The sequence below is a fragment of the Vannielia sp. ABF1_015 genome (assembly GCF_056160745.1).
In genome coordinates this window covers 419,585-431,790 of record NZ_JBSWXT010000002.1, presented here as the reverse complement: position 1 = coordinate 431,790, position 12,206 = coordinate 419,585, and the positions used below count along the sequence as shown (strand labels likewise).

The following is a 12,206-nucleotide window of genomic DNA, read 5'->3' as shown; positions in this document are numbered from 1 at the left end:
TATGGCACACAAGAAAGCAGGCGGTTCTTCCCGTAACGGCCGCGACTCCGCAGGCCGTCGCCTCGGCGTCAAGAAGTTCGGCGGCGAAGCCGTCATCCCCGGCAACATCATCGTGCGTCAGCGCGGCACCAAGTGGTGGCCGGGCGAGGGCGTGGGCCTTGGCAAAGATCACACCATCTTTGCGACGTCCGAAGGCAACGTGAAGTTCCACAAGGGCATCAAAGGCCGCACCTTTATTTCGGTTCTCCCGGTGGCGGAGGCCGCTGAGTAAGCCGGACCCGAAGCGAAATCACATTTCCGGGGGGGACGGCAGGCGCCGATCCCCCCCGCTGCGTTTTTGGGCCATAGTTGGCCCGGCGGAGAGGGAAGGGGACCCTGCCGCACGCCGGAAACCCGGCACACCGGAGGAGTAACGACCGATGCAACAGGACCGGATCACCGGACAGCCCGTCATTGCCGCAGAGCGCGTGACATTGCGCCCGCTGCAACAAAGCGATGCGGGCCTGATCACGCTCTACGCCAGTGATGAGCGTGTGGCCCGCGCCACCCGCCATTTGCCGCATCCCCTGCCGCCCGGCACCGCCGAAGCGTTCATCCGGGGCTCCCACGCCGAAAACCGGCGTGAGCACGTTTGGGCGATTGATGGCACCGCCGCAGGCATGGGTGAGCTGGTGGGGATTGTCGCATTGGCGCTGATGGAGGCCGAGAAGGGCCGCAAGCAGAGCGAGATCCGGTATTGGGTTGCGCCTGCGATGTGGAACACCGGCATTGCCTCCGAAGCGGTGGCGGCCATGGTCGAGGCGAACCCGCAAGACTCCGACACCATGTTTGCCGAGGTCTTTCAGGACAACCCGGCCTCGGCGCGGGTGCTGACCAATGCGGGCTTTGAATACCTTGGCGATGCCGAGGCCTTCTCTGTGAGCCGCGCGGGCACGGTGCCAACCTGGACCTATCTCAAGAAATTCGGCTGAATCCATGACAGAGGAGCGGCTCGACATTCGGACCGAGCGGCTCCGCCTTCGCCCGTTGGAGGCCGCCGACGCGCCGCGCCTGTCGCGCCTCGGGGGGACGCCAGATGTGGCACGGATGATGCTCAGCTTTCAGTCACCGTGGCCTGAAGAGGCAGTGCTGCGCTGGATCGAGGCGTCACGCTACCGCGGCCGCCCGGGCTTTCGGCTCGCCATTCAGGAACGCGGTTCACCTGACCTTGTGGGCATCATCGGGCTTGGCGGCACGCCGGCCACGCTGATGTATTTCATTGCCGGTGATTACACCGGGCGCGGCTATGCAAGCGAGGCGGCGCGGGGCCTGCTGGCATGGGCCTTCCCACGCTTCGAGCTTGATGCTGTGGAGGCTGACCATTTTCATGACAACCCCGCTTCGGGCACCATCCTGCGTCGTCTGGGCTTTGTGCAGACCGGATATGACCGCGCGACAAACCCGCTGAGGCTTGAGCCTGAGCCCATCACCCTATATCGCCTGACGCGAAACGCTTTCGAGGCTCAGCAATGCAATTCCTAGATTTGGCAAAGGTGTACATCCGCTCCGGCGCGGGCGGTAACGGGTGCATCTCGTTCCGCAAGGAGAAGTACATTGAATACGGCGGCCCGGATGGCGGCGACGGGGGCACCGGCGGCGATGTGATTGCCGAGGCGGTGAACAACCTCAACACGCTGATCGACTTTCGCTATCAGCAGCACTTCTTCGCCAAGAACGGCCAACCCGGCATGGGGCGCCAGCGCACCGGCGCGGATGGCGGAGACATCATTCTGCGGGTGCCTGTGGGCACCGAAATCCTTGAGGAAGACGAGGAAACGGTGATTGCAGACCTCACCGAAGAGGGCCAGCGCGTGGTGCTGGCCAAGGGTGGCAACGGCGGCTTTGGCAACCTGCACTTCAAGAGTTCGACCAATCAGGCCCCGCGCCGTGCCAACCCGGGCCAGCCTGCGGTAGAGCGCACGATTTGGCTGCGGCTCAAGCTGATTGCCGACGCCGGGCTGCTGGGCCTGCCGAATGCGGGCAAGTCCACCTTCCTTGCGGCCACCTCCAATGCCCGCCCCAAGATTGCTGACTACCCCTTTACCACGCTGCATCCCAACCTTGGGGTGGTGGGCGTGGATGGGCATGAGTTTGTCATGGCCGATATTCCGGGGCTGATCGAAGGCGCGCATGAGGGCCGTGGGATTGGCGACCGTTTCCTTGGCCATGTCGAGCGCTGTGCGGTGCTGTTGCATCTGGTCGATGGCACATCGGAGACGGTAGCGGAAGATTACCACACCATCACCCATGAGCTGGAAATGTATGGTGGCCACCTTGCCGACAAGCCGCGCATCGTGGCGCTCAACAAGGTGGATGCGCTCTCAGCCGAGGAGCGGGCCGAAAAGCAGGCGGAGTTGCAGGAGGCTGCGGGGCAGCGGCCATTTCAGATTTCCGGTGTCGCGGGTGAGGGCATTCAGGACGTGCTGCGGGCGCTTCGGGCGACCATTGAGCGAGGCCGCAAGGCGGAGGCCGCCGAAGAGGAAGAGGACGCGCCGTGGAAGCCGTAGCAGCGGGGCTGAGCACGGCACGGCGGCTGGTGGTGAAGATCGGATCGGCGCTGCTCGTCGACCGGAAAACCGGCGCGCTGCGGCAGGAGTGGCTGGTGGCGCTGGCCGAGGATATTGCGGCGCTCAGAAAGCGCGGCTGCGAGGTGCTTTTGGTTTCGTCCGGCTCCATTGCGCTGGGGCGCGGTGTTTTGGGCCTCGGGGTGGACGAACTGGCTTTGGAGCAAAGCCAGGCTGCGGCGGCGGTGGGGCAAATTCGGCTGGCCCGGGCCTATGAGGAGGCGCTGGCACCGCATGGGCTGACAGCGGCGCAGGTGTTGCTGACGCTGGAAGACAGCGCCTCGCGGCGCCGCTATTTGAATACGCGGGCGACGCTGGAAACGCTGATGAGCCTCGGTGTGCTGCCGATCGTCAACGAGAATGACACAGTGGCCACCGACGAGATTCGCTTTGGCGATAACGACCGGCTCGCCGCGCAAGTTGCGGTGACAGTGGGGGCCGATACGCTTGTGCTGCTTTCGGATGTGGACGGGCTCTACACCGGCAACCCGGCCACTGATCCGGCGGCGGAGCGGTTTGACGTGGTCAAAGAGATCACCCCGGAAATTGAGGCGATGGCCGGGGACGCGGGCTCTGGCTTGTCGCGCGGTGGAATGAAAACCAAGCTGATGGCCGCCCGCACCGCCACCCAAGCGGGCTGCACCATGGCGATCACGCATGGGTTTGCGCTGAACCCGCTGCGGCGGCTCGAAGAGGGCGCGAATGCCACGTGGTTTACCGCCCAAACCACGCCGCAAGCCGCCCGCAAGGGCTGGATCGGCTCGATGAAGCCGCGCGGAGTGGTGATGGTGGATGCAGGTGCGGCCAAAGCGCTGACGGCTGGGAAATCCCTGTTGCCCGCCGGGGTGCGCGGCGTTGAGGGCGCGTTTTTGCGGGGCGATCCGGTGGAGATTGTCGGGCCGGATGGGCATTTGGGGCAGGGCCTGGTGCGTTATACCGCGACGGAGGCCGGGGTGATTGCAGGGCACCGTTCGGAAGAGATCGAGGGGCTGCTCGGGTATCCGGGGCGCGCCGCGCTGATCCACCGGGATGATATGGCGCTCTAAGGGCAGCTCATTGGCCCTTTCGGGCCTCTTCGCAGCTTCTGCGTCACTGCCCCGGCCATGCGATGAGCGGCCATGAGGCCACAAAGAGCAGCCCGGCTTACGCCTTCGCCAGCGCCACCTCCAAGTCTCCATAGCCAGTGAACCGCCGCTCGAAGGAGAGGCCGAGGGTATCGGCGTGTTTCTTCGCCAGTTCGGTCAGCTCCGGGTCATCCGTTTGCGCCTGATACACCAGTTTTTCGTAATGGCCGAAGTACATTTCCTTGAGTTCCGGGTGCTTGTCGAACTTCAGCGGCTTGGTCACGAAGGCATCGAATTGGCGGACGAGGAAGTCGGTCAGGTAGAAGGCGGTGATCTCTTCGTCATGGGCGGCAAAGGCGGCGTTGCCTTCGAAGAAGCTGTAGCAGTGCGGCCCCGGCACCATTTCGACACCCAGTTTCGCGCAGCGCGCCTCCAGAAGCCCGCCAGTGCCGCAATCGGCGTAGACCACGAAGATACGTTCGAAGTTTTCCCGGTGTTTGCGCACCGTTGCCTCTACCGCATCGGGGATCCCCTCGGGGCGGTTGTGCAGGATCGCGGGTAGGCAGGTAAGCGTCATGTGGTGCCAATGATTGGCTTCGATCAGTGCAAGGATCTCGCGGGCGAGGGCACCGCAGGCGATGAGCAGCAGTTTGCCTTGGCCTTCCGGAGCAAGGCCCTGTTCCGTGAGTTTGCTATCGCTGGGAAGTTTCATTGCGGGGCTCGCAAAATCGAATTGACCGCGGTCAGATTTAGCGGCACGAAGCAGGCATGACAGAGCCTATTCAGCCCCGTGCCCGCGCCACCCGTGCAAATCTGACAGCCGCCGCAGAAGCCATCGTGGCCCAAGAGGGGTTTGGCGGTTTGCGTGTAGAGCAGGTGGTGAAGGCGGCGGGCGTGGCCAAGGGCACGTTTTTCACGCATTTCGCGGATAAGGACGTGCTGATGGAGCGGCTCGTGGCCGGGCGCATTTCGCGGCTGCTCGATGCGCTGCAAACCGCGCGTCGGCCCAGCAGCGCCAAGGGGCTGGCGGCCACGCTTGGCCCGATCATCGATCTGCTGACCTGCGAGCGATATGTCTTCGATCTGGTTCAACGGGCCTCCCTTGCAGATGGGCCGATTGCAGAGGCGCTTTCGCGGTTGGATATCATCCTGACCGGCTGGTTTGGCGGGCTTTTCGGGGCACCGCCCTTTCGCACCGATCTGCCACCGAAGGTGATGGCGGAGGGTATCCGCGCCTTCACGCTCATGGCGATGGCCCGCCACGTCGCCCGGCCCGGAAAAGCAACGGATCCGGGCAAGGCACTGGCGGCCCATGTCGAGGCCTTTCTGATGCCGCCGGGCTGACCCGGCTGGCATTCAGCCCGCCATCTGGTTGTGCTTGCGCGAGATGAACTGCTTGGCGGTTTCCACCGCCACGGCGGCATCGCGGCAATAGGCATCGGCACCAATCGCCTTGCCGAACTCTTCGTTCAGCGGGGCGCCCCCGACGAGCACGATATAATCCTCACGCATGCCTTGTTCGACCAGCGCGTCGATCACCACTTTCATGTAGGGCATGGTGGTGGTGAGCAGGGCGGACATGCCCAGAATATCGGCCTCTTCACGCTTGAGCGCGTCGAGATAGTCTTCGACCGGGTTGTTGATGCCGAGGTCGACCACCTCGAAGCCTGCGCCCTCCATCATCATCGACACGAGGTTCTTGCCGATGTCGTGGATATCGCCCTTCACCGTGCCGATGACCATCTTGCCCATGCGCGGCGCGCCGGTTTCCACCAGCAGCGGCTTGAGGATGTGCATGCCGGCCTTCATTGCGTTGGCCGCCAGCAGCACCTCGGGCACAAACAGGATGCCATCGCGGAAGTCGTCGCCCACCACTTTCATACCCGCAACAAGAGCTTGGGTCAGAATGTCATAAGGGGTCCAGCCGCGCTCCAGCAGGATATTCACACCTTCTTCGATCTCCTCCTTGAGGCCATCGTAAAGGTCATCATGCATCTGGGCGGTCAGATCCTCGTCGGAGAGTTCCGAAAGGATGATGTCGTCTTCTTCATCCGCAGACATGGGCATTTCCTTTGTGGGGCCCGGGCGGGGCCTCTTGCGGTTTGTACTATTCTGCCATGGCCAGAATGTTGTGCGGGCACTTTCCGATTTGCGACATGGCACGCGCTTTTGCCGACTTATAGCGGGGATTTGCGCCAGTGTGGCGCGAAAAATATGCATGAAGGTCATGCGGTTCTTTCAAATGTTCGCCATATGTTCTATATTCATCCCAAGCAGCGCGGTGCGGCTATGGGATTTGAGGAGTCAGCGGCTGGCGGGTGGACCATGCCAGAGCATCGGCGGCGCGGGCGCGCGGCGCTTTCGAATGTGGCCAATCGGTTTGACGCCTACGCGGTTGAGCGTGTGGATGACGGATGGGAAAGCGGGGCGGAGGAGGGGCTGCCGCCGCTGCGCACCGAGGTGGCGCTGGAAAATCCACGCAGGATCATCAGCCGCAACAGCTCGCCCGACCTGAGTTTCGACCGCTCGGTGAACGCCTATCGTGGTTGTGAGCATGGCTGCATCTACTGTTTTGCCCGCCCAACCCATGCCTACCTCGGCTACTCTCCGGGCCTCGATTTTGAAACCAAGCTGGTGGCGAAGCCCAATGCGCCGGAGCGGTTGGCGGCCGAGTTACGCAATCCACGCTACGAGGTGGCCCCGATTGCTATGGGCACCAATACCGACCCGTATCAGCCAATCGAGCGCACACATCGGATTACCCGGAGGCTGCTGGAGGTGCTGCGGGCGCATAATCACCCGGTGGGCATTGTCACCAAGGGCAGCCTGATCGAGCGTGATCTGGATATTCTGGGCGATATGGGCTGGGAGGGGCTGGCGCGGGTTGGCATCTCGATCACCACGCTGGACGATGGGCTGGCGCGCAAGATGGAGCCGAGAGTTCCCGGCCCGGCGCGGAGGCTGAAGATGATTGAGCGGCTGGCCGGGGCGGGGGTGCAAGTGCGGGTGATGGCCTCGCCGATGATCCCCGGGCTGACGGATCACGAGCTGGAAAAGATCATGGAGGCGGCGCGCGATGCGGGTGCGGTGGCGGCGAGCTATATCGTGCTGCGGCTGCCGCGCGAGGTGTCGCCGCTGTTTCGTGACTGGCTGGAAGCCAATGTGCCGGATCGCGCCAGCCGCGTGATGGCGCGGGTGCGCGAAATGCACGGCGGGCGCGATTATGACCCGGAGTGGGGCCGCCGGATGAAGGGGCAGGGCACCCATGCGGCGCTGCTCTCGCATCGCTTTGAGGTGGCCAGCAAGCGGCTGGGGCTGAAGCGCAACCTGCTGCCGCTGCGCTGCGATCTGTTCAAGGTGCCGCCAAAGCCGGGGGATCAACTGGACCTATTTGGCTAGGTTGGACGCGCCTCAGGCCTCGCTCTGACTTTCTAGCCATTTGGCGTGGCGCTTCTTCGAGACTGATATGACAACAAGGGCGAGGGTGAAGACTGCCCCAGTGATCAGGCCGGGCGCGACGACGAGCAGAAGGAAGTCTTCACGGCTCAGATCCATCGGTGAGGTCGTGGGGCAATGTGGGGTGTGGTTTGTATGGCCGCAGCCCAGCCCAGTCATCACGTTATAGGCGATGATCCAGACGACCATGCAAATGCCGCTAAGAAGAAACAGCGTGATCCCCGCGATTTGCAGCAGCAGGTGGCCGAGCGGGCGGTGCGGCTGATCGGGCATCTCAGCCCCTGCGGCGGCCACGGCGTTGGCGCTCCGGGGCGGGCTCGTCGCCGGTGCCGTCAGAGGCTGAGGAGAAGCCGCCAAGCTTTTCGGCGATTGTTTCCAGCGTCGGCGCTGGGGCGGCGGGGCGGGTATCGAGCGCTTCGCGCATGGCGGCGAGGTGCTCGGGCGTGGTGCCACAGCAGCCACCGATGATGCGCGCACCCATGTCACGGGCCATGCAGGCGTAATCCGCCATCAGCTCGGGCGTGCCGTTGTAGTGGATGTGGCCATCGACATATTTGGGGATGCCAGCGTTGCCCTTGGCAATCACAGGGATCTCGGGGCCTTCGGCGAGGAAGCCCTTTACCGTGCGCAGCAGATCAGACGCGCCAACGCCGCAGTTGGCACCGAAGGCGAGCGGGGGCGTGGGCAGTTTGGTGGCCAGTTTGACCATGTCGGAGGAGGTTACACCCATCATGGTGCGCCCGGCTGTGTCAAAGCTCATGGTGCCGACCCAGGGCATGCCAGCCAGCGCGCAAGCCTCGGCTGCGGCCCTGTATTCTTCGGGGGCGGAGATGGTTTCGACCCAGAGCACGTCGGCTCCGCCTTCCTTGAGGCCCTCGGCCTGCTCGTGGAACATCGCCACCGCGTCTTCGTGAGACAGCGTGCCGATCGTGCCCATGATCTCGCCGGTGGGGCCCATGGAGCCGGCCACAACAACCGGGCGGCCCGCTTTGTCGGCCACCATGCGCCCGATCTCGGCGGCTTTGCGGTTTAGCTCGCGCACCCGGTCTTGCGCGTCGTGCAGCTTGAGGCGGGAGGCATTGCCGCCAAAGCTGTTGGTCAAGAACAGATCGGAGCCCGCATCCACAGCGCCCTTGTAGAGCGCGGCGATCCGGTCAGGGTGTTCGTCGTTCCAGAGTTCGGGCGCGTCGCCGGATTGCAGGCCCATGTTGAAGAGCGTTGTGCCAGTGGCACCATCGGTCAGCAGAAACGGGCGATCAGCGAGCAGGCGGGAAAGGGCGTCGGACATCTGGGGCTCCGGTGATAGGATGGGCGCTGGGTGCCACAGGCAGGGCCGGGGCGCAATGTTGAATGGCTCAAGATGATGTTGAGGTTGCGCCGTGACGTAAAGCTCGGAGGGCAAGGCATGCCCCCGTGATCGTGCACGTAAGCGCGGTGCTATCATCCGCCTGTGACCAATGGCTTAACCCCGGCCCCAAAAAGCAGAACGGCCGGGCAGGGCCGGCCGTTGTTCGCAGCTTAGAGGGGCGGAAGGAAGGTTCAGTTCTCTTCCATCAGCTGGGCTTTGGCCTCGGCCATCATCGCCTTCATCTGTGCGCGAATGGTGGCCTCATCGGCCAGATCGCCCAGGTCACCGGCGACCTTGCGATACACGTCCTCATCGCCCGCTTCTTCAAAATCGGCCTTCACGACCTCTTTTGCATATTCAACAGCCTCGTCGCCGGCTTTTCCCAGCAGGCCCGCAGCCCAGAGGCCAAGCAGCTTGTTGCGGCGCGCTTCGGCCTTGAATTGCATCTCGGCATCGTGGGCGAACTTGTTTTCAAAGGCGTTTTCGCGGTCGTCGAAGGTGGACATGGGGGCCTCCCGGTTTGAATCCTTGCCCCTATGTAAGTGGCTGACGGCGGGATGGGAAGGCATGAATGGCCGCAGAAATGGCCTGAAGCGCAGTGCGGCTCAATCCTCCAGCCCGAAGAGCTGCGCGAGGCGCTGCGCTGTGGCCCGGCGCAGGGCTTCTGGCCGGTTGCCGCGGGCCAGAAGCTCGCGGGCTCGCTCCAACGCGGCCCGGGTGTGGCCAGCCTCAAGATCTGCGGTCAGGGCATCGAGCCAAGGCACCTGTTCGTGCTCGGGCAGGGCATCGCCCACGGCGTCGACGAGAAGCTGCGTGACCTCATCCTCCCATGATCCCCGGTCTTGGGTGTCGGCTTCAGGCGAGGCCGGGGTTTGCTCGGGCAAATCGGCGGGCGGGGTTCCGCCGGGGCGGGTCGAAAGCTCCAGCACCTCAGCGTAGGCGCTTCGGTTGACCAAGAGTTCATCAGCGTCGATGCCCAACTGCGCGAGCAGAGCCGCTTGCCGGCTTGGGGGGATCAGATCGCCCGGGGCGTCACTTTCGGGCGGGGCTTTGGCCTCCAGCGGATTGGCCGCTCCGCTTTGTGCGGGCTGCCATTCGGCTTCGCCGCTCGTGCGGTAAACCTGAAGGCGCCGCGTAACACTTCCGCCGCTGTAAACGGTAAAGGCAAACTCGCCGCCCGAGTGGCGGCCTCCGCTGAGACGAAAGGCCAGAACCTCTGCCTTGCCAAGCGCGCGGCTGAGGGCAAGGAGCCGGGGCGAGGGGGCGCCATCGGTGCGTTCACGCAGTTCGATCAGTGTCAGCCCGTCGGTGCCGACCGGGGCAGAGAGCCGGGCCTCGTGGTCGGTGCCGCCAAAGCCCATGTCATCCAGCATCTCGCGGGCCAGCACGCCTTGGGGCAGGGTGCCGTGGGGTTGAATTAGCAGAGCGGCGGGCTCGGGGGCCGCCTTGTTGCGCCGACCGCCAAACAAACGCCCGAGCAGGCCGGTGCTGGCGGCCTCGGGGGCATCGCCCGCCGGTTCGCACTTTGCCATGGCTCGCGCCACCTCACGCGGCGGCGCGTCGACCAGTGCAAAATCAAGCACTGCAAAATCTTCTGCCATCTCCCCCTCCGGATGCCAGCATTGTAAACCAGCGCGACCCTATCCGCCTTGCGCCGCGCCGCCAAGGCCTCCGCCGCGCCCCCGGCGCACCTCGCTCTGCTTGCGGCGGGCCAGCCCTTGCACTATAGCCCCGGAGGACAGCCGCGGCACTCTCCGGTGCCGCCACAGCCCGCATCTGGAATGGACCCCATGGCACGACGCAAGCTCGTCTACGAAGGCAAGGCGAAGATTCTATACGAGGGCCCCGAGCCGGGCACTCTCGTGCAGTATTTCAAGGACGACGCCACCGCGTTCAACGCCGAGAAGAAGGCGACGATCGAGGGCAAGGGGGTGCTGAACAACCGGCTCTCCGAGTTTTTCATGACCGGGCTGAACAACATCGGCGTGCCGACGCATTTCATCAAGCGGATCAACATGCGCGAGCAGCTGATCCGCTCGGTCGAGATCATTCCGCTGGAAGTGATCGTGCGCAACTTCGCCGCAGGCTCCATGGCCAAGCGGTTGGGGCTGGAAGAGGGCACGCAGTTGCCGCGCCCGATCATCGAGTTCTCTTACAAGGACGATGCACTCGGCGATCCGCTGGTGCCCGAGGAATACATCATCGCCTTTGGCTGGGCGACGCAGCAGGATCTGGATGACATCGTGGCACTGGGGCTGCGGGTCAACGACTACCTGAGCGGCGTGATGTATGGCGTCGGCATCAAGCTGGTGGACTTCAAGATCGAGATTGGCCGGATCTGGGACAATGACTTCATGCGGTTGATCGTGGCCGATGAGATCAGCCCGGACAGCTGCCGCCTGTGGGACTTGGAGACCGGCCAGAAGCTGGACAAGGACGTGTTCCGCCGCGATCTCGGCAACCTGACGGATGCCTACACCGAAGTTGCCCGCCGCCTTGGCGTGCTGCCGAACGGCGGCCCCGCGGCCATGGGCAAGCCCACCCTGATCAACTGAGGAGAACGCGCATGAAGGTTCGCGTTGACGTGATGCTGAAACAAGGCGTGCTCGACCCGCAGGGCGAAGCCGTCAAATCGGCGCTTGGAGCGATGGGCTTTGACGGCGTTGAGGGTGTTCGGCAGGGCAAGGTGATTGAGCTTGAGCTGGCCGAGGGCAGCACAGAGGCCGATGTGAAGGCGATGTGCGAGAAGCTGCTGGCCAACACAGTGATCGAGAGCTACGCGATCCACATGTAAGGGCCTTGGCCGCGTGGGGAAGGGCGAGCACGCAGGCCCGCCCAACCGCCTCATACCTTACTTGCCCTTTTTCTCGCCAAGCGAGATGGGCTTGCTTGCGCCGAAATTCGCAATCGCCAGTTGCTTTAGCTTTTCCTGCTTGGGTTTCTTCGCTTCCTTGTTTCCGCGCTTGTTGTTGCCTTTTCCCATTACGACCTCACAGGTTAAATACCGTGCCGGCGTCATGCCGAACGGACCGATCCTCAGGAAAATCAGGGTTGCGTGACACGCTTCAGGGCGATGACTTCGATGAGTCTTGCGCGGGGCCCTTTGAAGGCCTGTCGCGATACCCATGCAGATAAGCCTCTTGGGGCCTTCCGGCAAGGCTCTTGCAGAGGCGTTTGGCACGCGCTGAACGACCATCTGGACGTGGCCCGCCGCAGACGCCAAACTTCGGTTCATGTCAGACGCCTTTTTCATGCGCACACGCTATGACGGGGTCCGCGAAATTTCGGGACGGATGTGGCTGTTGGTTTGGGTCACGCCAGCGCTGTTTTTGGGCGCAGCGCTCTATTTTGCGGCCCAAACGCTGATTGCCCCGCTGGGCATGGTTGAGGTGGAGGGCGAGGTGGTGGAGCTTCGCGAATACGAGGGATGGTCGCCGTTGGAGGGGGACGTGACCAATTACGCTCCGGTCTTCAGCTATACGCACGCAGACGGGCGAGAACTGCGCGCCAGCGCTGGCATGTCCCACAGCGCGTGGAACTTCCCCGTCGGCTCGCGCCGGACCATCCTCTACGATCCGGACGTTAACGGAGATGTGCGCATTCCCGGCCCTTGGAACTGGATCGTGCCCGGCGCGCTTGCCGTTCTCGGGTTGGGCACGGCGCTGCCTGCGGCGCTTGTCAGCCTGTTTCTGCTGCGCTGGCGGCGGCGAGGGGTGCAGGGCTGAGGCGGGACAC

17 protein-coding genes are annotated in these 12,206 nt (G+C 63.9%); 10 read left to right on the top strand and 7 right to left on the bottom strand.

Annotated features, from left to right (window positions below; all coding sequences use genetic code 11):
- Window position 1 precedes the first annotated feature (1 nt).
- From rpmA to proB, 5 genes are all read left to right on the top strand, one after another.
- Window positions 2-271 carry a 50S ribosomal protein L27 gene (rpmA, locus tag ACXAG6_RS14590; RefSeq protein ID WP_140014001.1) on the top strand — a complete coding sequence of 90 codons (270 nt, stop codon included), beginning with the start codon at window positions 2-4 and terminating at the stop codon, window positions 269-271.
- A gap of 148 nt (window positions 272-419) precedes the next feature.
- Window positions 420-971 (top strand): GNAT family N-acetyltransferase, encoded by a 552-nt coding sequence (locus tag ACXAG6_RS14585; RefSeq protein ID WP_140014002.1) that lies wholly within the window; start codon window positions 420-422, stop codon window positions 969-971.
- Window positions 972-975: 4 nt separating this feature from the next.
- Window positions 976-1,521 carry a GNAT family N-acetyltransferase gene (locus ACXAG6_RS14580; protein WP_475338466.1) on the top strand — a complete coding sequence of 182 codons (546 nt, stop codon included), beginning with the start codon at window positions 976-978 and terminating at the stop codon, window positions 1,519-1,521.
- A complete protein-coding gene (gene obgE, locus ACXAG6_RS14575; RefSeq protein WP_475338465.1) occupies window positions 1,509-2,546 on the top strand; it encodes a GTPase ObgE in 1,038 nt (345 codons plus the stop codon). Before ACXAG6_RS14580 ends, obgE begins: the two co-directional genes overlap by 13 nt.
- Window positions 2,534-3,649 carry a glutamate 5-kinase gene (gene proB / locus ACXAG6_RS14570; protein WP_371707656.1) on the top strand — a complete coding sequence of 372 codons (1,116 nt, stop codon included), beginning with the start codon at window positions 2,534-2,536 and terminating at the stop codon, window positions 3,647-3,649. The genes obgE and proB overlap by 13 nt, the downstream gene beginning before the upstream one ends.
- A gap of 97 nt (window positions 3,650-3,746) precedes the next feature.
- Here proB and ACXAG6_RS14565 read toward each other — a convergent pair whose 3' ends face one another.
- On the bottom strand, window positions 3,747-4,379 hold the full coding sequence (locus ACXAG6_RS14565; protein WP_475338464.1) for a DUF1638 domain-containing protein: 633 nt from the start codon (window positions 4,377-4,379) through the stop codon (window positions 3,747-3,749).
- 56 nt (window positions 4,380-4,435) lie between these two features.
- On the opposite strand from ACXAG6_RS14565, the gene ACXAG6_RS14560 reads away from it, so the two are divergent.
- Entirely contained in the window at window positions 4,436-5,011 is a 576-nt protein-coding gene (locus tag ACXAG6_RS14560; protein ID WP_475338463.1) for a TetR/AcrR family transcriptional regulator, read from the top strand.
- Window positions 5,012-5,023: 12 nt separating this feature from the next.
- Here ACXAG6_RS14560 and ACXAG6_RS14555 read toward each other — a convergent pair whose 3' ends face one another.
- Window positions 5,024-5,728 carry a corrinoid protein gene (locus tag ACXAG6_RS14555; protein ID WP_140014007.1) on the bottom strand — a complete coding sequence of 235 codons (705 nt, stop codon included), beginning with the start codon at window positions 5,726-5,728 and terminating at the stop codon, window positions 5,024-5,026.
- A gap of 264 nt (window positions 5,729-5,992) precedes the next feature.
- On the opposite strand from ACXAG6_RS14555, the gene ACXAG6_RS14550 reads away from it, so the two are divergent.
- Window positions 5,993-7,066, top strand: a complete 1,074-nt coding sequence (locus tag ACXAG6_RS14550; protein ID WP_475338460.1) for a PA0069 family radical SAM protein — start codon at window positions 5,993-5,995, stop codon at window positions 7,064-7,066.
- A 12-nt stretch (window positions 7,067-7,078) separates the two neighbouring features.
- On the opposite strand, the gene ACXAG6_RS14545 is transcribed toward ACXAG6_RS14550, so the two are convergent.
- The 4 genes from ACXAG6_RS14545 to ACXAG6_RS14530 form a co-directional block, all read right to left on the bottom strand.
- Window positions 7,079-7,396, bottom strand: coding sequence for a hypothetical protein (locus ACXAG6_RS14545; RefSeq protein WP_475338459.1), 318 nt, complete (start codon window positions 7,394-7,396; stop codon window positions 7,079-7,081).
- A 1-nt stretch (window position 7,397) separates the two neighbouring features.
- Window positions 7,398-8,411 (bottom strand): betaine--homocysteine S-methyltransferase, encoded by a 1,014-nt coding sequence (gene bmt / locus ACXAG6_RS14540; protein WP_475338458.1) that lies wholly within the window; start codon window positions 8,409-8,411, stop codon window positions 7,398-7,400.
- A gap of 251 nt (window positions 8,412-8,662) precedes the next feature.
- Window positions 8,663-8,977 carry a DUF1476 domain-containing protein gene (locus ACXAG6_RS14535; protein ID WP_140014012.1) on the bottom strand — a complete coding sequence of 105 codons (315 nt, stop codon included), beginning with the start codon at window positions 8,975-8,977 and terminating at the stop codon, window positions 8,663-8,665.
- A 99-nt stretch (window positions 8,978-9,076) separates the two neighbouring features.
- Window positions 9,077-10,072: a hypothetical protein gene (locus tag ACXAG6_RS14530; RefSeq protein WP_475338456.1), complete on the bottom strand. Its 996-nt coding sequence runs from the start codon at window positions 10,070-10,072 to the stop codon at window positions 9,077-9,079.
- Window positions 10,073-10,261: 189 nt separating this feature from the next.
- Here ACXAG6_RS14530 and purC point away from each other — a divergent pair, with 189 nt between their 5' ends.
- Together purC and purS are read left to right on the top strand one after the other, a co-directional pair.
- A complete protein-coding gene (gene purC, locus ACXAG6_RS14525) occupies window positions 10,262-11,026 on the top strand; it encodes a phosphoribosylaminoimidazolesuccinocarboxamide synthase (RefSeq protein ID WP_140014014.1) in 765 nt (254 codons plus the stop codon).
- Between the two features lie 11 nt (window positions 11,027-11,037).
- Window positions 11,038-11,265, top strand: coding sequence for a phosphoribosylformylglycinamidine synthase subunit PurS (gene purS, locus ACXAG6_RS14520; protein WP_140014015.1), 228 nt, complete (start codon window positions 11,038-11,040; stop codon window positions 11,263-11,265).
- Window positions 11,266-11,322: 57 nt separating this feature from the next.
- On the opposite strand, the gene ACXAG6_RS14515 is transcribed toward purS, so the two are convergent.
- Window positions 11,323-11,706 (bottom strand): hypothetical protein, encoded by a 384-nt coding sequence (locus ACXAG6_RS14515; protein WP_475338454.1) that lies wholly within the window; start codon window positions 11,704-11,706, stop codon window positions 11,323-11,325.
- Here ACXAG6_RS14515 and ACXAG6_RS14510 point away from each other — a divergent pair.
- The gene (locus ACXAG6_RS14510) at window positions 11,705-12,196 is read left to right on the top strand and encodes a DUF3592 domain-containing protein (RefSeq protein ID WP_475338453.1); all 492 of its coding nucleotides are present in this window, start codon (window positions 11,705-11,707) and stop codon (window positions 12,194-12,196) included. The genes ACXAG6_RS14515 and ACXAG6_RS14510 overlap by 2 nt on opposite strands.
- The last annotated feature ends 10 nt before the right edge of the window (window positions 12,197-12,206 follow it).